This window comes from Microbacterium sp. IEGM 1404, assembly GCF_030056775.1.
In the GTDB taxonomy this organism is placed as follows: Bacteria; Actinomycetota; Actinomycetes; order Actinomycetales; family Microbacteriaceae; genus Microbacterium.
Genome location: NZ_JASHKP010000003.1, coordinates 662,180 through 680,074 on the forward strand (window position 1 = coordinate 662,180; position 17,895 = coordinate 680,074).

A 17,895-nucleotide genomic window follows, 5' to 3' on the forward strand; every position below is an offset into this window, starting at 1 on the left:
CGGGCGCGTCACACCTCGCCGAATCCGTCGTCGATCAGAGTTCGCAGCTCTTCGAGCGCCTCGGCCGCCTGAGCACCGGTGGCGGTCACCCTCACCCGTGCGCCCTGGCGGATGCCGAGGGCCATCAGTGCGAGGAGGCTCCGTGCCGATACCGGGGGCGTCTCGCCACCGATCTCGGCGATCTGCACATCGGCGTCGAACCGGGACGCGGCCTTCACGAACGTCGCGGCGGGGCGGGCGTGCAATCCGGAGGGATTGACGACCGTCGTCTCGAACGAGAGCTCGTCGCCCGACTGCGCGCTCTCGCGCTCCGGTACCGGAGCGGCCGCCTCCGTCGCGCCGAGGTGCACGCGCTTCGCCTCGGCCGCCCCCGCGACCTCGGCCGCCACCTGTGCGAGCGTCGCGCCGCCCGCGGCCGTGACGACCGCGCTGACCAGACCCTCCACGAACGGGGCGGGGCTCAGGGTCACGCGATCCGGTGCCGTGGCGAACTCGAGTGCCATCTCCGCGCTCAGGAGGGCGGAACCCAGATCCATCAGAACCAGGACGCCGTCGCCCGAATCCGCCGCATCCAAGGCCTCCGCGATCGCCGCGGCATCCGTTCCGAGATCGCCGTCCGGACCGCCGGCCGCCACCAGGACGGTCGGCGGGTCGCCTCCGCCCATCTGCAGCGCCAGATCCACGGCGGCCTCGGCCAGCGGACGACTGTGCGAGACCGCGACGATACCGATCACCCCCGTGCCGCCAGAGTGTCGCTCAGCGTCTGGAAGAGGAGCGCCGTGGATGCCGCGCCCGGGTCGACGTGCCCCGCGCTGCGCTCGCCGAGATAGCTCGCGCGGCCCTTGCGTGCCACCAGGGGTTCGGTGGCGTCCCGGCCGTGCGCGGCCGCTTCCGCGGCGGCCGCAGCCGCGTCGGCGGCGTCCGCGCCGGCGGCGACGGCGTCGTCCCACGCGGTGACGGCGGGGAGCTGGGCATCGACCATCGTCTTGTCGCCGGGCTCGGCCTTGCCGCGGGCGACCACGCCATCGGCGCCGGCCCGGAGAGCCGCGCCGAGGGAGGCGGCATCCGTCCCCTCCGCGAGAGCCGGCCCCATCCGCAGGAAGAACGTGCCGTACAACGGGCCGCTCGCTCCACCGACCGACGAGACCAGGGTCATGCCCACGGTCTTGAAGAGATCGGCGGCGGAAGCGGGCGGGGCCTCGAGCTTCGCCACCACGGCGTCGAGGCCGCGAGCCATGTTGGATCCGTGGTCGGCGTCGCCGATGGCGGAGTCCAGAGCGGTGAGCTCGTCGCGGTGCTGCTGCACGGCGTCGCGGAACGCGCGGATCCAGGCGACGAGGTCGTCGGTCGAGACGGCCCCGCTCATGCGCCCCACCGGAGGCCGGGGGTGACCACCGGGGCGTCCCACAAGCGCAGGAACTCGTCGTCGGCCTTGACGACCGTCAGCGACGCACCCGCCATGTCGAGGCTCGTGATGTAGTCGCCGACCAGGACGCGCTGGACGTCGACCCCGGCCTCCGCGAGCAGCGGGGCGATCTCGCCGTACAGGAGGTACTGCTCGATGAGCGGGGTGCCGCCCAGGCCCGACAGCAGCACGATCGCCGGCCCGACGGCCTCGCCGAAGTCGTGCACGATCGGGTCGACCATGAGCTTCGCGATCTCGTGCGCGGTGGCGAGCTTGACCCGGGTCCGGCCGGGTTCGCCGTGGATGCCGACGCCCACCTCCATCTCGTCCTCGGGCAGCTCGAAGGTCGGGTGGCCGACCGCGGGGACGGTGCAGCTGGTGAGCGCGACGCCCATCGAGCGTCCCGACTCGGACACGCGCCGGGCCAGTGCCGCGACCGCGTCGAGGTCGGCGCCCTCCTCGGCGAGCGCTCCGACGATCTTCTCCAGGATCACGGTCGTCCCGGTGCCCCGGCGACCCGCGGTCCACGTGGAGTCCTGCACCGCGACGTCGTCGGCGACCACGACCGACTCGACGCGTACGCCCTCGGCGGCGGCGAGTTCCGCGGCCATCTCGAAGTTCAGCACGTCGCCGGTGTAGTTCTTGACGATGTGGAGGACGCCGGCTCCGGAGTCGACGGCCTGCGTCGCCGCGAGCACCTGATCGGGCGTGGGCGAGGTGAACACCTCGCCGGCGGCCGCGGCGTCCAGCATCCCGCGGCCGACGAACCCGCCGTGGAGCGGTTCGTGCCCCGATCCGCCGCCCGAGACCAGGGCGACCTTGCCCTCACGCGTGGGCTCACCGCGCAGGATCACGCGGTTCTCGGTGTCGATGCGAAGCTCCGGATGAGCGGCGTGGATGCCGCGCAGGGCCTCCGCCAGCACGTCGGCCGGGTCGTTCACGAACTTCTTCACGGGTGCCTCCTCGTCGTGGCTGCGGCGGGTTCGGGCCCGCCCCTTCAGACCCTGCTCGCCGCGGGCCGCCACGTCAAGGGCGTCCGCTCAGATGCGCTCGTGCGGGAGGACCTGCTTGATCCTGTCGATCGGATTCTGCGCGGGGACCTCGTTGTAGGCGTTGGCCAGTTCCTGCTCGCTGAGGACGTGGATGGCCGACATGATCTCGTCGGTCGCTCCGCGTCGTGCCCGGCCGGAGGAGGCCGCGCCATGGGGGGACAGGTCGAGCGCCTCGCCGAAGCGGACGGTGATCCGTTCCTTCGTGGAGGGGACCTTGGCTCCGACCGGCATGACCTTGTCGGTGCCGATCAGGCCGACGGGGACGACCGGGGCGCCGGTCTGCAGCGCGAGGAAAGCCACGCCCGTCCGGCCTTTGTAGAGGCGACCGTCGAGCGAGCGCGTGCCCTCGGGGTAGAGCGCCACCGCGCGCCCGTCCTCGAGCAGCGCACGCTGCTGGTCGAGGGCGTCGAGAGCAGCCTGTCCGGCGCCGCGCTCGACCGGGATCGCGCCGATGGCGGTGAAGAACTGACGCGATGCCCACTTCTCGAAGTACGCCGACTTCGCGAGGAAGTGCACGGGGCGCGGCGAGGCCACGGGGATCGCGATCGAGTCGATGAACGACAGGTGGTTGCTGGCGAAGATCACCGGGCCGGTCCGCGGGACGTTTTCCCGCCCCTCGACCCGGGGACGGTACACGGCCCGGGCGAGCGGGGCGATGAAGAAGCGCCCGAGCCCGTAGGCCGCGCCCATCTGCTTCGGTGGGACGGTGGGGGTGCCGCCCGGTTCGTCGGAACTCACTCGTCGAGGCTACTGCGCGCCGCATGCGTCCCCGTGCATGGGGCTCTCAGCGGCGCCAAAGCCGCATGGGGGATGATGGGTCGGTTCCCGTCGTCTCCGAGAGGTCTGCCGTGCGCATCCGCCCGATCGCTTCCCTGTCCGTCGCCGCTGCCGCGGTGCTCCTCCTGGCGGGGTGCACGGGTTCGTCCCCCGACAGCCCGACCCCGGATGCCAGTGCTTCCGCCGACGCGGGAACCTGTCAGAGCGCCCTGTCCCAGGGTAAGGTGTCGAGCGACGTCCAGGTGACGGGCGATTTCCAGGGCAAGGTCGCCGTCACGATCCCGGACGGGTACACGCCCGCAGGACTCGAGCGCACCACGCTCGTCGACGGTTCCGGCCAGCAGGTGCGCGCCGGGGACGTCCTGAAGGCCAACTTCACCCTCGTTGATGCCGCCACCGGTGAGGTGCAGCTGGAGACCCAGACCACGGCTCCCGAGGGGATGGACACCCTCATCTCCTCGCAGCAGATCTTCGGTGCGGCGCTCGAGTGCGCCACCATCGGTTCGCGCACGGTCTCGGCCTTCCCCGCCGGCGTGCTGGGCGAGGGATCGCCCGCCTTCCTTCTCGTCGCCGATGCGATCGAAGAGCTCCCGACCCGTGCCACCGGCACCGAGGTCGCGCCCGCCGAGGGCATGCCCACGGTGACGTTCGACGACACGGGCGCCCCGACCATCACGATGCCCGACGCCCCGGCACCGACCGAGACGCGCGTGGTCAACCTGCGCCAGGGCGACGGCGACGTGGTGAACTCCGGCGACCAGGTCATCGTCCAGTACACCGGCGCGCTGTACGACGACGGCACGGTCTTCGACTCCAGCTGGACCAGCGGCACTCCCGCGCAGTTCGCCACGACCGGCGTCGTGCCCGGTTTCCAGAAGGCGCTCGAGGGCCAGACCGTGGGCTCCCAGGTCCTGGTCGTGATGCCGGCATCCGACGGATACGGAGAATCCGGCCAGGGCAGCATCCCCGCCAATGCGCCGCTGGTGTTCGTCATCGACATCCTCGGCGTCCAGCACGCGGAGGCCGCCGCTCAGTAGGCTGAGCGGATGCGTCGCGTCGTCATCCTCGGCTCCACCGGTTCGATCGGCACCCAGGCCCTCGACGTCATCCGGGCCAACTCCGATCGGTTCGAGGTCGTCGGCCTCGCCGCGGGCAGCGACCGCGCGGGCGTCGAGGCGCAGGCGGCGGAGTTCGGCGTCGACGCCGTCGCCCTCGGAGCCGTCGAGGCCGAACAGCTCGTCCGTGACATCGCGGCCGATGTGGTGCTCAACGGCATCACCGGATCGGTCGGTCTCGGGCCGACTCTCGCGGCGCTGGAAGAGGGGCGCACGCTCGCGCTGGCGAACAAGGAGTCGCTGATCGTCGGCGGCGACCTCGTCACGCGACTGGCCGCGCCGGGGCAGATCGTCCCCGTCGATTCGGAGCACTCCGCGATCGCACAGGCGCTGCGCTCGGGGGAACCGGACGAGGTCCGGCGGCTGGTGCTCACGGCATCCGGTGGCCCTTTCCGCGGGCGCTCCCGCGACGAGTTGGCAGAGGTGACTCCGGCGCAGGCACTCGCCCACCCGACGTGGGACATGGGGCGCGTCGTCACGACGAACTCCGCGACCCTGGTGAACAAGGGTCTCGAAGTCATCGAGGCGCACCTGCTGTTCGACGTGCCCTACGAGCGCATAGACGTCGTCGTCCACCCGCAGTCGATCGTGCACTCGATGGTGGAGTTCCTCGACGGGTCGACGATCGCGCAGGCCTCGCCCCCCGACATGCGCCTGCCCATCTCGCTCGGTCTGGACTGGCCGCACCGCATCGCGGGCGTCGGCGTTCCCCTCGACTGGACCACCGCGAAGCAGTGGACGTTCGAGCCGCTCGATGAGAAGGCCTTCGGCTCGGTCGCCCTCGCCAAGCGCGTCGGGCGCGCGGGGCGCACGTACCCCGCGGTGTTCAACGCCGCGAACGAGCAGGCGGTGGACGCGTTCCACGAGGGGCGTCTGAGCTTCCTCGACATCGTCGAGGTCATCGAACGCGTGGTGGAGCGGCACGAAGCCCCCGACGCGCTGACGCGGGAATCCCTCGCCGAGGCGGAGGCGTGGGCGCGCCGAACGGCCGACGCGGTCATCGCCGCGCGCTGACGCGCGCCCGTGGCGCGTCCCCGGCCGCGCGAGCTCGCGCGGCCGGGGACGGGGTCAGGCGGGGAAGTCGACCGGGCGCTCGGGGTCGGACGACGGCGTGCGGTCGGTCGGGTACGGCACCGGCCACTGCGGATCGGGCACCGGCCAGCCGGCGGCGCGGAGTGCGCGGCGGGAGAGCTCGCGGGCCGAGTAGGGCGTCCGCACCCCGCGGATGTCGCGGTAGTCCTGGTGACCGGGGCCGGCCCACAGGATCGCGTCGCCCTCCCCGACGAGTGCGACGGCCTCGAGGATGGCGCGCTCGGGCGGGGTGAACTCATGGATCTCGGCGTCGGGCTGCGCGCGGCGCGCCCCTTCGACGAGGACCTCCCGGATGGCATCCGGATTCTCGTGCCGGGGGTGATGGTCGGTGACTATCAGGATGTCGCTGCCCTCGACGGCCGTGCGGCCCATGTCGTGGCGCTTCGTCGCGTCCCGATCGCCGTCAGCGCCGAAGAGCATCACGACGCGCCCGGGCGTGACGCGTCGCACCGCGGCGAGCGTCTTCTCGAACGCGTCGGGGGAGTGACCGAAGTCGACGTACACCGCGGGGCCCTCGGGTCCCGACACCAGCTGCGTGCGTCCGGGGAGGGATGCCGCGATCCGGCCGCCGTGGAGGGCTGCGGTCAGCGACTCCCACGTGTGACCGGCCTCGAGCAGCATGACGATCGCCAGGCCCGCGTTCGCCGCCATGTGGCGTCCGATCACTGGGACCACGGTCGTCAGCGAACGCCCGTCACGGTCACGGAGCGTGAACTCCGTGCCGTCCTGGCGCTCGTCGACGATCTCGACCGTCCAGTCCGCCTCGGCCGTCGGGTCGGCGGCGATCGCGGGCGTGACGATCGTGACGACGGGGATGTCGGCACGCGCCGCGATCTCGGCGCCCGCGGGGGAGTCGAGGCACACGACGCCCCGACGCGAGCGATCCGCGCGGAACAGCGGGAGCTTCGCCTCGAAGTACTCGCGCATGTCGGCGTAGTCGTCGAGGTGGTCGTGCGTGAGGTTCGTGAAGCCGGCGACGTCGAACAGGAGCCCGTCGACGCGGTGTCGCGTGAGGGCCTGCGCGCTCACCTCGACGGCGACCGCCTGGACCCCGCGCTCGCGCATGAGGGCCAGCAGCGCGTGGAACTCGGAGGCCTCGGGCGTCGTGAGGCGCGACACGATGACCTCGCCGGCGATGTGGCGCTCGGCCGTGGACGACAGTCCCGTGACGACCCCGAGCTGACCCAGGATGCCTTCCAGCAGATGCGACACGCTGGTCTTGCCGTTCGTGCCGGTCGTCGCCAGCAACTGCGGGAGCTCATCGTCGGGTCCGGTGCCGTACACCCACGCGGACAGGTCGCCGAGGAGCGCGCGGGGATCGGCGACCACGACGATCGGGACTCCCGCGTCCGCGGCGATCTCGGCGCCGGCCTCGTCGGTGATGACCGCGACGGCGCCACGCTCGGCCGCAGCGGCGGCGAACTCCGCACCGTGTCGGTTGACGCCGCGGATCGCGACGAACGCCTCTCCGGCGCGCAGATCCGCCGTGGCCAGGGTGATGCCCGTGAGGACGGTGCCCTCGACGTCGCCGACGCTGCGCTCGCCGAAACGGCGGGCCAGCTCCGACAGGTCGCGGCGCGGCGGGTGCTCCGGCCGGAGGACGGGCGGGAGATGGGAGGGCGTGTCGATCGGCATCCTCTCCATTGTCTCATCCGACCCCGCACAGGCCCCGCATCGGCCGCGCACGGGAGGTTCCAAGGGCCGTGGCGGTATCGTCGGCGGGTGACCGCGATCGCCTTCCTCATCGGCGTGCTCGTGCTCGTGATCGGCCTGGCCGTCTCGATCGCCCTGCACGAGATCGGGCACCTGCTGCCCGCGAAGCTGTTCGGCGTGCGCGTCGGTCAGTACATGATCGGGTTCGGCCCCACGCTGTGGTCGCGCCGCATCGGCGAGACCGAGTACGGATTCAAGCTTCTTCCGCTCGGCGGATTCATCTCGATGTCGGGCATGTACCCGCCCGCCCCCGACGGCAAAGCGCAGCCCACGCGTCGCTCGCGGCTGTTCGCGACGATGATCCAGGACGCGCGCGACGCCAACGCCGAGACGATGATCGCGGGCACCGACCGCGTCTTCTACAAGCTGCCGGTCTGGAAGCGCATCGTCATCATGCTCGGCGGGCCGGTGATGAACCTGATCCTCGCCTTCGTGCTGTCGGCCATCGCCGTGAGCGCCATCGGCGTGACACAGGGAACGACGACGGTCGCCTCCGTCTCGCAGTGCGTCATTCCCGCGAGCGACAACCGCACCGACTGCGCCTCGACCGACCCGGTCGCCCCGGCGGCGGCCGCCGGCATCCTTCCCGGTGACGTCATCGTCTCGGTCGACGGCACCCCGGTCTCGACGTTCGACGAGATGGCCGCGATCATCCAGCGTTCGCCGGGTCAGGCGCTGCCCGTCGTCATCGAACGGGACGGTGCGCAGCAGACGGTGACGGTCACTCCGGCGACGTCGAACCGGGCCGTGACGGATGCCACCGGGCGTCCCGTCCTGGATGCCGCCGGGTCGCCCGAGTATCAGACGGTCGGCTTCGCGGGCCTCAGCCCGCAGTCGGCGCTCGTGCCGCAGCCCATCTGGTACGGCCCCGAGGCGACGATCCAGCAGGTCGGCCAGGTGGCGCAGATCATGACCCAGCTGCCCGTGCGCGTCTACGACACCGCGGTGGACCTGTTCACCGGCCAGCCCCGTGACCCGAACGGTCCGCTGAGCGTCGTGGGCGCCGGCCGCCTCGCCGGCGAGTTCGCCGCGGTCGACGCTCCGATCCTCGCCCGCGTCCAGGCGATCGTCTCCCTTCTCGCGTCGCTGAACATCGCGCTGTTCGTGTTCAACCTGATCCCGCTGCTGCCGCTGGACGGCGGACACGTCGTCGTCGCCCTGTGGGACGGACTGAAGCGCTGGTTCGCCCGCGTGCGCGGCAAGGTCGCACGGCCGGTGGATGCCACCAAGCTCGTGCCCGTGACCTTCGTCGTGGTGATCCTGCTCGTCGGGATGGGCGGCATCCTGTTCCTCGCCGACGTCTTCAACCCGATCCAGCTCTTCTGAGGCGGGACCCCCGGCTTCAGAGGGCGGCGACGATCAGACGCTCGAGGGTGCGCATGCCGTCGCGCGACAGGATCGACTCCAGGTGGCCCTGGACGCTCGAGAAGCGCTCGCCGCGCAGGGCGTAGACGTCGCCGGTGACCGGATCCGCCGCGACCTCGACCGGAATGTCGCGGTCGCCCGCGGGCAGGATGGACACCGCGTCGGTCGGCTCGGCGACGGCCGTGACCGACCCGAACGTGATCCCGCGCTCGGTCGTTCCGGGGGCGACCCGTGCCGTGAAGGTGTTGTAGAACCCGATCGAGGCGGGCTCGCCGAACACGTCGACACTCTTCTGCAGACCCTGGTGCGGCTGCGCGAGGGGCGCGAGATCGATGCCCAGCTGGTCGGCGAGGATCTGGTGGCTCAAGCACACCGCGAGCAGGGGAGTGCGGCGGAAGAGCCGGCGGGAGACGACGTGGTGCATCGCGGAGATGCGGTCGCTCGCGTCATCCCGAGGGTCGCCCGGACCGGGGCCCGCGACGACGAGGTCGGCCCCGTCCACCTCGGCATCCGTCGCTTCCGACCAGTGCACGATCCGGGCGTCGAGCCCGAGGTGGCGCAGCTGGTGGGCGAGCATCGTGGTGAAGCGGTCCTCGGCATCCACCACCAGCGCCGTGCGCCCGGCGAAGGGACCCGAACCGTCGGGGTCCTGCGGGTTCATCCAGAACGGAGCGAGCCGGTCGTTGCGGGATGCCAGCAGCTCCGCGATCGCGGGATCCTCGGCAAGCGGGCGGCGCGGGGCGACCGGCGCGTCGGGATCGGCGTCGGGGTCGGCCGCGGGGGCCGCGTCGCGCGGAATCGCGCCGATCGCGCCCAGCACGCCGGCGGCCTTCCCGTGCGTCTCGCCGACCTCGCCGTACGGGTCGGAGTGGCGCACGAGCGTGGCGCCGACCGGCACGCGCAGGCGACCGTCGACGAGGTAGGCGGTGCGGATGAGGATCGGGGCGTCGAGGTCGTGCGTGGGGCCTTCGGTCGCGCCGTTCGGGGTGAACAGGGCGGCGACGCCGGAGTAGTAGCCGCGCGGCGTCGTCTCGTGACGGGCGATCACCGTGCACGCGTTCTGCATCGGGGAGCCGGTCACGGTCGGTGCGAACATCGTCTCGCGCAGGATGTCGCGCGGGTCGAGCGTGCTCCGGCCCCGCAGCATGTACTCGGTGTGCGTGAGGCGCGACATCTCCTTGAGGTGCGGACCCGTGATGCGACCGCCGTCGCTGCACACGGCGCTCATCATCTTCAGCTCCTCGTCGACGACCATGAAGAGCTCCTCGGTCTCCTTGGTCGAACGCAGGAACTCCGCGAGCGTCTCGGCCGTCGCGCCGCCCTGCGGGTGGCGGAACGTGCCGGAGATGGGGTTCATCGTCACGATGCCGTCGCGGGCGCTGACGTGCGCCTCGGGGCTCGCCCCCACGGCGACGTGGCCCGGGGTCACGACGGCGAACGTCCAGTAGGCGCCCTTCTCGTGCTCGAGCAGAGCACGGAACCACGTCAGGGCGGCCTCGCGCGGATCGGCGTCGACCCCGGCGACGAAATCGCGACGGATGACGAAGTTCGCCCCCTCGCCGCGCCCGATCTCGTCGGCGATCACCCGGCGGACGATGTCGGCGTACTCCTCGTCGTCGATGTCGAACCCGGCCCCCTCCAGGGCGACCGGGGTGGCGGGCAGGGATGCCAGGACCTCGGCGCGGGGGAGCGGCATCCGCTCGTCGATCACGAGGCAGCGCAGCGGCGCGCCGTCGTCGTGACAGACGAAGCCGCGCTCGCGCACCTGCCGGAAGGGGACGAGCGCGAGCACCTCGCGAGGGACGCCGTCGGCGTCGACGAGCGGGATGTCGGCCAGCAGCTCGACATCGACGACGGTGCCGGTGAGCAGCTCGACGGTGGCGTCGTCGCGGGCGATGAGCGCGAACGGCGCACTGCCGGTGAGGAGGTCGTGGATCAAGGAGGAGGGGTCGGGCCCGGTCATCGAAGTACTTCCGTCAGTGATCGAAGGTCCGGAGCGGCCGCCGGAAACACGAAGACCGCCCCGATCCCGAGGGAGGGCGGTCTGTCGCACGCGTGCTCACCGCCTAGACGGTGGGCCACCAGCCGGTATACGCGCGCATGGCGCCGAATTTATCACAGAGCGGCCCTCAGCCCCCGCCCGGGTGCGGCGGCGTAGGCTGTGGGCGTGCCTGCAGTGAACATCGGGATGCCCCGCGTGCCGGAGGTCCTCGCGCCTCGTCGCAAGACCCGTCAGATCAAGGTCGGCAAGGTCCTCGTCGGCGGTGACGCTCCCGTCAGCGTCCAGTCGATGACGACGACGCCCACCACGAACATCAACGCCACGCTGCAGCAGATCGCCGAGTTGACGGCATCCGGCTGCGAGATCGTCCGTGTGGCGGTGCCGTCGCAGGACGACGCCGATGTGCTGCACATCATCGCGAAGAAGAGCCAGATCCCGGTCATCGCCGACATCCACTTCCAGCCGAAGTACGTCTTCCAGGCGATCGACGCCGGGTGCGGCGCGGTGCGCGTGAACCCGGGGAACATCCGCAAGTTCGACGACCAGGTCGGCGCGATCGCCAAGGCCGCCAAGGACGCCGGCGTGTCGCTCCGCATCGGCGTGAACGCCGGGTCGCTCGACCGCCGCCTGCTCGAGAAGTACGGCAAGGCCACCCCCGAGGCGCTCGTGGAGAGCGCGGTGTGGGAGGCGTCGCTGTTCGAGGAGCACGACTTCCACGACTTCAAGATCTCGGTCAAGCACAACGACCCCATCGTGATGGTGAAGGCGTACCGCCTGCTCGCCGAGCGGGGCGACTGGCCCCTGCACCTCGGTGTGACCGAGGCGGGGCCGGCCTTCCAGGGCACCATCAAGAGCGCGACGGCCTTCGGCATCCTGCTCTCCGAGGGCATCGGCGACACCATCCGCGTCTCGCTGTCGGCGCCCCCGGCCGAAGAGGTCAAGGTCGGCCACCAGATCCTGCAGTCGCTGAACCTCCGCGAGCGCAAGCTCGAGATCGTCTCGTGCCCGTCGTGCGGTCGCGCGCAGGTCGACGTGTACTCCCTCGCCGACAACGTCACCGAGGGCCTCAAGGACATGACCGTCCCGCTCCGCGTCGCCGTCATGGGCTGCGTCGTGAACGGTCCGGGCGAGGCGCGCGAGGCCGACCTGGGCGTCGCGTCCGGCAACGGCAAGGGGCAGATCTTCGTCAAGGGTCAGGTCATCAAGACCGTGCCCGAGGCCGACATCGTCCAGACGCTCATCGAGGAAGCCAACCGCCTCGCCGACGAGATGGGCCCCGACGCAGCCCCCGGCACCGCACAGGTCATCACGGCCTGACGAGTCCACCCGTGCGGCCGTGGCCCGCACGCGGGTTCTGCGGAACCCGGTAGCGTCGGAGGCCGTATGACCGCCTCCCTAGCTTCCGACGCGCCCGCGTCCCGCCCGCTCGTCGCGGGTGTCGTAACAGCCCTCGTCGGGTTCACCAGCACGTTCGCGGTCGTCCTGACGGGCCTCCGCGCCGTCGGCGCGACGGCCGACCAGGCCGCCAGCGGTCTCCTGGCCCTGTGCGTCATGGTGGGGCTGGGGTGCCTCTTCGTCGGGGCGCGGTACCGGATGCCGATCACGATCGCGTGGTCGACCCCCGGGGTCGCCCTTCTCGCGGCCACCGGTGCGGTGGACGGCGGGTGGCCGGCCGTCGTCGGCGGATTCCTCGTCTCGGCGGCCCTGATCCTGCTCGCCGGCTTCTTCCCGCCGCTCGGCGCCCTCATCGCCCGCATCCCGCCGTCGATCGCGCAGGCGATGCTCGCGGGCGTGCTGCTGCCGCTGTGCGTGGCCCCCTTCACCGGGCTGCTCTCGGATCCGTGGGGCGTGGCCCCCGTGCTCGTGGTGTGGCTCGTCGCCGCGCGGCTGCTGCCGCGCTGGGCCGTGCCGCTGGCATTCGTCGCCGCCACGGTCGTGATCGTAGTGGGCATCGTGCAATCGGGCGCGCGGGTGGATGCCACGACCCTCGTGCCCCGCGTCGAGTTCGTGGCGCCCACCCTGACGCTCGGATCCGTGGTCGGGATCGGTCTGCCCCTGTTCGTGGTGACCATGGCGTCGCAGAACGTTCCGGGAGTCGCCGTGATGCGGAGCCTCGGGTACACGGTGCCGTGGCGTCCGGCCATGATCGTCACGGGCCTCGGGTCGGCACTCGGAGCGACCGCCGGGGCGCACGCGATCAACCTCGGCGCGATCAGCGCCGCGATCGCGGCCGGCCCCGACTCGCACCCCGACCCGCGGCGCCGCTGGCTCGCGAGCATCTCCGCGGGCGGGTCCTACCTCGTGCTCTCGGCTCTCTCATCGGCCTTCGCCGCGCTCGTGCTGCTCGCCCCCGCGGGCGTGATCCCCGCGGTCGCGGGGGTCGCGCTCTTCGCCGCGTTCGGCTCGGCGATCCAGCAGGCGATCGACGACCCGGGCGAGCGGATGCCGGCCGTGGTGACGTTCCTCGTCGCGGCCTCGGGCGTCGCGGTGGCCGGGGTCAGCGCGGCCTTCTGGGCGTTGCTGGCCGGGCTGCTGGTGCGCACGGTGCTGCACGCGGGACGGCGACGGGCCGTCTGAGCCGCGCTCAGTGGAGCGTGCCGCCCGGGAGCGCGGCGTCCACCGGAGAGTCGACCGCCGCCCGGAGGGCCGCCTCGAGCCCGCGCACGATGTCGCCGATCGGCAGTGAGCTCGCGCCGTCGGGGGCGTTCTCGCTCGCGTACGGCACGTGGAGGAACCCGGCGCGGATTCCCGGGGTGGCGGCGGTCTCGTGCAGCGCCGTGAACATCGCGTGGTTGCACACGAACGTGCCGGCGGAGTGGGAGAGGGATGCCGGAACACCCGCCGCGGCGATCGCGGCGGTCATCGCCTTGACGGGGAGCGTGGCGAAGTACGCGGCGGGTGCACCCGCCACGCTCGGTCGGTCGAGCGGCTGGTCTCCGGCGTTGTCGGGGATCCGTGCGTCCGCGAGGTTAATGGCGACCCGCTCGGGCGTGAGGCCCGTTCGGCCGCCCGCGAGGCCGACGGCCACCACGACGTCGGGGGAGTGCTCGTGGATCAGCGCGCCGAGACGCGCCGAAGCCCCGGCGAACTCGACCGGCAGCACCTCCGAGACGAGCGTCTCGGGACCGGCCCACCGTTCGGCGATCAGGCGCACGGCATCGCCCGACGGGTTGGTCGCGTCACCGGCGAAGGGCTCGAAGCCCGTGAGGAGGATGGTCGTCACCCCCTCACGGTACGTTCCTCCAGACCAGGTCGTACTCGGCGCGGATACGATGGCGCGCGTCGGCGTACTCGGGCACCGCGTCGAAGAACGCGAACTTCCGCGTGATGACCGAGTCGGTGGCATCCACGTCGGGTTCGACCACGTACGCCGTGAACGTCTCGGCGAAGTCCTCGGACACGTTCGTCGCCGCGTAGTCGCTGACGAAGTCGTCCTCGTGGGCCTGGTAGAACTCCCACGCCACGTCGGCGTCGACGTTGTCGCGCGCGGGGGCGTCCGCGTAGCCGGCCCAGAATCGGTCGGCGAAGCGCTGGAGGTCCGAGCCGGGGAGCAGGCATCCGGCACCGGCCCATTCGGTCGCGCACTCGACGGCCGAGGGGTCGGTGTCGTCCGCCCCGAGGCTCAGCATGTGCGCGTACTCGTGGATGAGCGTCGTCATCAACAGATCGCGATCATCGGCATAGGCGAGGTTGGCGGCGAACACCCACTTGGTGGGGTCGTCGGCACTCGCGACGTACGCGAGCATGTCGCTGTCGGGGTCGTCTCCGGTCTCGTATCCGGTGATCATGGAGGCCGCGAACTCGGGGGTCGTCACCCGGAGGAGCTCGCTCCAGACGCGACTCGACCGCCCGTCGGGCGTGGGGGTGAGGGTGGCGTCCGTCGTGACCGTGAAGACATCGGTCGTGGTGAACTCGGGGGACGCCTCGATGCTCTCCCGCCCGGCCCCCGCGAGGGCGTTTCCGGCCCCCACCCCGGCGCCGATGGCGACCCACGTCAGCACGCCCAGGAGGACGGCGGTCGACGCGCTCAACAGCGCGATCCAGCGGGGACGCATGTGCTCACCCTAGGTCGCAGCGAGTCCGGCCGGCGCGCGTTGTCGTTTCGTTATCGAATCGGCTCGGCGTGAGGGAACCGATCCGGGAGTCGCGGACACTACAGGGTGTGGAAGATGACGACGCCGGGCTGTGGGCTCGGGTGCGCCAAGGGGGATGAGTTCGCGCTCGCCGCGCTGTTCGATCGGTACGAGGGGCGGGTTTTCCGGGACGCCTCGCGGCTGTTGACGCACCGGGAGGATGCGAAGGATGCCGTGACGGTGGCGTTCTTCGAGCTGCGGCGCAAGCGTGCGTCGGTGGGGCTGGTGGAGGGGTCGCCGTTGCCGTGGTTGTTGAACACCGTGGCGCATTGCGCGCGGAATCTGGAGCGGTCGGGGCGGCGGTACCGGGCGTTGCTGGACCGGGCGCCGGTCGCGGAGTCCGCGGCGGTCCCGGTGGCGTGAAGACAGTGACGTGATGGTGGCGTTGCGGCGTCTGCCGGAGCGGGAGCAGTCGGTGGTGGTGCTGTCGGTGCTGGAGGGGACTCCGGGCGGGAGGTCGCCCAGGCCCTCGGCATCCCCGCGGGAACGGTCAAATCTCGTCTCTCGCGGGCGAAGGCGAAGTTGCGCGATGAGCTCGCGTGGAAGGGGCACTGTCGTGAACGACGAACTGACGCCCGACGAGCGCGCGGCGATGCGCGTCCCGATCGTGGGCGGGGCCCGCGACATCGCTCCTGTCGGGGCACATCGGAACGCATGGATCGCCGGCTCGATCGCGGCGGTGCTCGTCGTCGCGATCGCGGGCGGGGTGGTGACGACCTCCACCCTGTCGGCGCCGCCGATCGCGAACACACCGACACCGGGTCCGGAGACCGTCGGATCGCAGGCGGGCATCATGCCGGACTGCACCATCGACGGGTTCTCCTGCCAGTACGTCGACCGCTTCGGCGACGCGGCGGTCATGGTCTGGGGATCGACCAATGCCCAGCTGGCGGCGCTCACGGACGCCGTGGGGGAACGCGCGTCTCGCTCCCCGGGTACGGCGCGGTCGCTTCCGGCCGGCGCCTGGACCGTGCCGGAGTGCGCCGACATCCGCGACGCGATCGACGCGGCCCGCGGGCGGGGAGACATCGTCGACCATCGGGGCGACTACTACCCGCGCGGGTTCGACTGGGAGGTGCTCCGCGAACGCGGTGCGGCGGCGTACTGCGCCGTGGACAACCTCTCCGCACCCGAGGGCACGACCACGGTGGTCGACACGATGTTCGGCCCGGGTTCGTCCCCCGATCTCGACGCGATCTCCCGGCACGGGGGCCTGAGCGTCGAGGTGTCGGGAGCGGATGCCGCGTGGTACCTGCCGGACTTCACCTCCACGGCATCGCTGCTGGTGGTCCAGTCGGGACCGAACACCCTCACGGTGGGAACACAGAGCATGACCGAGGAGGAGATGAGGCAGGTCGGTGCGGCCGTGATCGCCGCGCTCGGCTGAGCCCCGGCATCCACCGCTCTAGACTCGATGATCGTGGTCACCCGTCTCTCGAACTACTTCCTCCGCACGCTTCGCGAAGATCCCTCGGATGCCGAGGTCACGAGCCACCGCCTGCTCGTGCGCGCCGGCTACATCCGCCGCAACGCCCCGGGCGTCTTCGCGTGGCTCCCGCTGGGGCTGAGGGTCAAGGCCAAGATCGAGACGGTCGTCCGCGAGGAGATGGCGAACGCCGGAGCCTTCGAGGTGCACTTCCCGGCCCTCCTGCCCCGTGAGCCCTACGAGGTCACCGGCCGCTGGGAGGAGTACGGCGACGCGCTGTTCCGCCTGCAGGACCGCAAGGGCGCCGACTACCTCCTCGCCCCGACGCACGAGGAGATGTTCACGCTGCTGGTGAAGGACCTGTACTCGTCGTACAAGGACCTGCCGCTGACGATCTACCAGATCCAGGACAAGTACCGCGACGAGGCACGGCCCCGCGCCGGGCTCCTGCGCGGCCGCGAGTTCACGATGAAGGACGCGTACTCGTTCGACGCGACGGATGCGGGACTGGATGCCTCGTACCAGGCGCAGCGCGACGCGTACGAGCGCATCTTCCAGCGCCTCGGGCTCGAGTACGTCATCGTCGCGGCGCACGCCGGCGCGATGGGCGGGTCGAAGTCGGAGGAGTTCCTGCACCCGACGCCCATCGGCGAGGACACGTTCGTGCGCTCCGCGGGCGGGTACGCCGCGAACGTCGAGGCGTTCACGACCGAGGTGCCCGAGGCGCTGACCATCGAGGGGCAGCCCGCGCCGGTCATCTTCGATTCGCCGAACACCCCCACGATCGCAACCCTCGTCGACCACGCCAACGCGCACCTGGACGCCCCCGCGCCCGGCATCGCCGGCCCCGCGACGGCGGACGCCGCGGAATGGACGGCCGCGCACACGCTGAAGAACGTCGTGCTCGCGCTCACGCACCTCGACGGCACGCGCGAGATCGTCGTCGTCGGCATCCCCGGCGACCGCGATGTCGACGACAAGCGCGTCGAGGTGGCCTTCGCCCCGGCCGAGGTCGAGGCCGCCACCGAGGCGGACTTCGCGAAGCACCCGCTCCTGGTGAAGGGGTACATCGGACCCTGGTCGCCCACGGGCCCGGTCCTCGGCGAGGAGTCGGCGACCGGCATCCGGTACCTGCTCGACCCGCGCGTGGTCGACGGGACCGCCTGGATCACCGGTGCCAACATCGACCAGAAGCACGTGCACTCGCTCGTCGCGGGCCGCGACTTCGCGGGCGACGGTTTCGTCGAGGCCGCGACCGTCCGCCCCGGCGACCCGGCCCCCGACGGCTCCGGCCCGGTGGAGCTCGCGCGCGGCATGGAGATCGGACACGTGTTCCAGCTCGGCCGCAAGTACGCCGAGGCCCTCGGCCTCAAGGTGCTCGACGAGAACGGCAAGCTCGCCACCGTCACGATGGGCTCGTACGGCATCGGCGTGACGCGCATCCTCGCGATCATCGCCGAGCTCAACAACGACGAGAAGGGCCTGATCTGGCCCGCCTCGGTCGCCCCGTTCGACGTGCACGTCGTCGCGACCGGCCGCGATGCGGTCGCGTTCGACCTCGCCGCGTCGGTGTCGGAGCAGCTCGAAGCCGCCGGTCTCGACGTCCTGTACGACGACCGCCCCAAGGTCTCGCCCGGCGTGAAGTTCGGCGACGCCGAACTCGTCGGCATCCCGCGCATCCTCATCGTCGGCCGTGGTGCGGCCGACGGCGAGGTCGAGCTGTGGGATCGCCGGACGGGGGAGCGCGACACGCTGCCGGTGGCCGAGGCGCTCGCGCGCCTGCAGGGCTGAGACCGCGACCCGGCGCGTGCCGAC

General features: G+C 71.7%; 16 protein-coding genes and 1 pseudogene. 9 read left to right on the top strand and 8 right to left on the bottom strand.

The annotated features are described in order from the left end of the window. Nucleotides 1–8: 8 nt before the first annotated feature. The 4 genes from dhaM to QM517_RS13785 form a co-directional block, all read right to left on the bottom strand. Nucleotides 9–734 carry a dihydroxyacetone kinase phosphoryl donor subunit DhaM gene (gene dhaM / locus QM517_RS13770; RefSeq protein WP_283288129.1) on the bottom strand — a complete coding sequence of 242 codons (726 nt, stop codon included), beginning with the start codon at nt 732–734 and terminating at the stop codon, nt 9–11. After that, on the bottom strand, nt 731–1,366 hold the full coding sequence (gene dhaL, locus QM517_RS13775) for a dihydroxyacetone kinase subunit DhaL (protein ID WP_283288131.1): 636 nt from the start codon (nt 1,364–1,366) through the stop codon (nt 731–733). Before dhaL ends, dhaM begins: the two co-directional genes overlap by 4 nt. Beyond that, nucleotides 1,363–2,358 carry a dihydroxyacetone kinase subunit DhaK gene (dhaK, locus tag QM517_RS13780; RefSeq protein WP_077050619.1) on the bottom strand — a complete coding sequence of 332 codons (996 nt, stop codon included), beginning with the start codon at nt 2,356–2,358 and terminating at the stop codon, nt 1,363–1,365. The genes dhaL and dhaK overlap by 4 nt, the downstream gene beginning before the upstream one ends. Nucleotides 2,359–2,445: 87 nt before the next feature. After that, nucleotides 2,446–3,147 (bottom strand): lysophospholipid acyltransferase family protein, encoded by a 702-nt coding sequence (locus QM517_RS13785; protein WP_303655663.1) that lies wholly within the window; start codon nt 3,145–3,147, stop codon nt 2,446–2,448. A gap of 158 nt (nt 3,148–3,305) precedes the next feature. Here QM517_RS13785 and QM517_RS18710 point away from each other — a divergent pair, with 158 nt between their 5' ends. Further along, on the top strand, nt 3,306–4,271 hold the full coding sequence (locus QM517_RS18710) for an FKBP-type peptidyl-prolyl cis-trans isomerase (RefSeq protein WP_283288135.1): 966 nt from the start codon (nt 3,306–3,308) through the stop codon (nt 4,269–4,271). 9 nt (nt 4,272–4,280) lie between these two features. Then, nucleotides 4,281–5,363 (top strand): 1-deoxy-D-xylulose-5-phosphate reductoisomerase, encoded by a 1,083-nt coding sequence (gene dxr / locus QM517_RS13795; protein ID WP_283288137.1) that lies wholly within the window; start codon nt 4,281–4,283, stop codon nt 5,361–5,363. Nucleotides 5,364–5,417: 54 nt separating this feature from the next. On the opposite strand, the gene QM517_RS13800 is transcribed toward dxr, so the two are convergent. Beyond that, the gene (locus tag QM517_RS13800; protein WP_077050237.1) at nt 5,418–7,076 is read right to left on the bottom strand and encodes a Mur ligase family protein; all 1,659 of its coding nucleotides are present in this window, start codon (nt 7,074–7,076) and stop codon (nt 5,418–5,420) included. A gap of 87 nt (nt 7,077–7,163) precedes the next feature. On the opposite strand from QM517_RS13800, the gene QM517_RS13805 reads away from it, so the two are divergent. After that, a complete protein-coding gene (locus tag QM517_RS13805) occupies nt 7,164–8,480 on the top strand; it encodes a M50 family metallopeptidase (protein WP_283288140.1) in 1,317 nt (438 codons plus the stop codon). Nucleotides 8,481–8,496: 16 nt separating this feature from the next. On the opposite strand, the gene QM517_RS13810 is transcribed toward QM517_RS13805, so the two are convergent. Further along, nucleotides 8,497–10,482 (bottom strand): anthranilate synthase family protein, encoded by a 1,986-nt coding sequence (locus QM517_RS13810; protein WP_283288142.1) that lies wholly within the window; start codon nt 10,480–10,482, stop codon nt 8,497–8,499. Between the two features lie 204 nt (nt 10,483–10,686). Here QM517_RS13810 and ispG point away from each other — a divergent pair, with 204 nt between their 5' ends. Together ispG and QM517_RS13820 are read left to right on the top strand one after the other, a co-directional pair. Continuing rightward, complete coding sequence (gene ispG, locus QM517_RS13815; RefSeq protein ID WP_175627553.1) at nt 10,687–11,838, top strand: flavodoxin-dependent (E)-4-hydroxy-3-methylbut-2-enyl-diphosphate synthase; 1,152 nt, start codon at nt 10,687–10,689, stop codon at nt 11,836–11,838. 66 nt (nt 11,839–11,904) lie between these two features. Then, nucleotides 11,905–13,098 (top strand): benzoate/H(+) symporter BenE family transporter, encoded by a 1,194-nt coding sequence (locus tag QM517_RS13820; protein WP_283288143.1) that lies wholly within the window; start codon nt 11,905–11,907, stop codon nt 13,096–13,098. A gap of 7 nt (nt 13,099–13,105) precedes the next feature. Here the strand turns inward: QM517_RS13820 and pcp are convergent, their stop codons facing one another. Continuing rightward, the gene (gene pcp, locus QM517_RS13825; protein ID WP_283288145.1) at nt 13,106–13,744 is read right to left on the bottom strand and encodes a pyroglutamyl-peptidase I; all 639 of its coding nucleotides are present in this window, start codon (nt 13,742–13,744) and stop codon (nt 13,106–13,108) included. A gap of 4 nt (nt 13,745–13,748) precedes the next feature. Further along, entirely contained in the window at nt 13,749–14,576 is an 828-nt protein-coding gene (locus QM517_RS13830; protein WP_283288148.1) for a hypothetical protein, read from the bottom strand. A gap of 114 nt (nt 14,577–14,690) precedes the next feature. Here QM517_RS13830 and QM517_RS13835 point away from each other — a divergent pair, with 114 nt between their 5' ends. The 4 genes and pseudogenes from QM517_RS13835 (at nt 14,691) to QM517_RS13845 (ending at nt 17,871) form a co-directional block, all read left to right on the top strand. Further along, a complete protein-coding gene (locus tag QM517_RS13835) occupies nt 14,691–15,017 on the top strand; it encodes an RNA polymerase sigma factor (RefSeq protein ID WP_283288150.1) in 327 nt (108 codons plus the stop codon). A 96-nt stretch (nt 15,018–15,113) separates the two neighbouring features. Then, a pseudogene (locus tag QM517_RS18795) lies at nt 15,114–15,167 on the top strand (hypothetical protein); the annotation flags it as partial. Nucleotides 15,168–15,210: 43 nt separating this feature from the next. Next, nucleotides 15,211–16,041 (top strand): hypothetical protein, encoded by an 831-nt coding sequence (locus QM517_RS13840; RefSeq protein WP_283288151.1) that lies wholly within the window; start codon nt 15,211–15,213, stop codon nt 16,039–16,041. Between the two features lie 33 nt (nt 16,042–16,074). Continuing rightward, nucleotides 16,075–17,871, top strand: coding sequence for a proline--tRNA ligase (locus QM517_RS13845; RefSeq protein ID WP_283288152.1), 1,797 nt, complete (start codon nt 16,075–16,077; stop codon nt 17,869–17,871). Nucleotides 17,872–17,895: the final 24 nt, after the last annotated feature.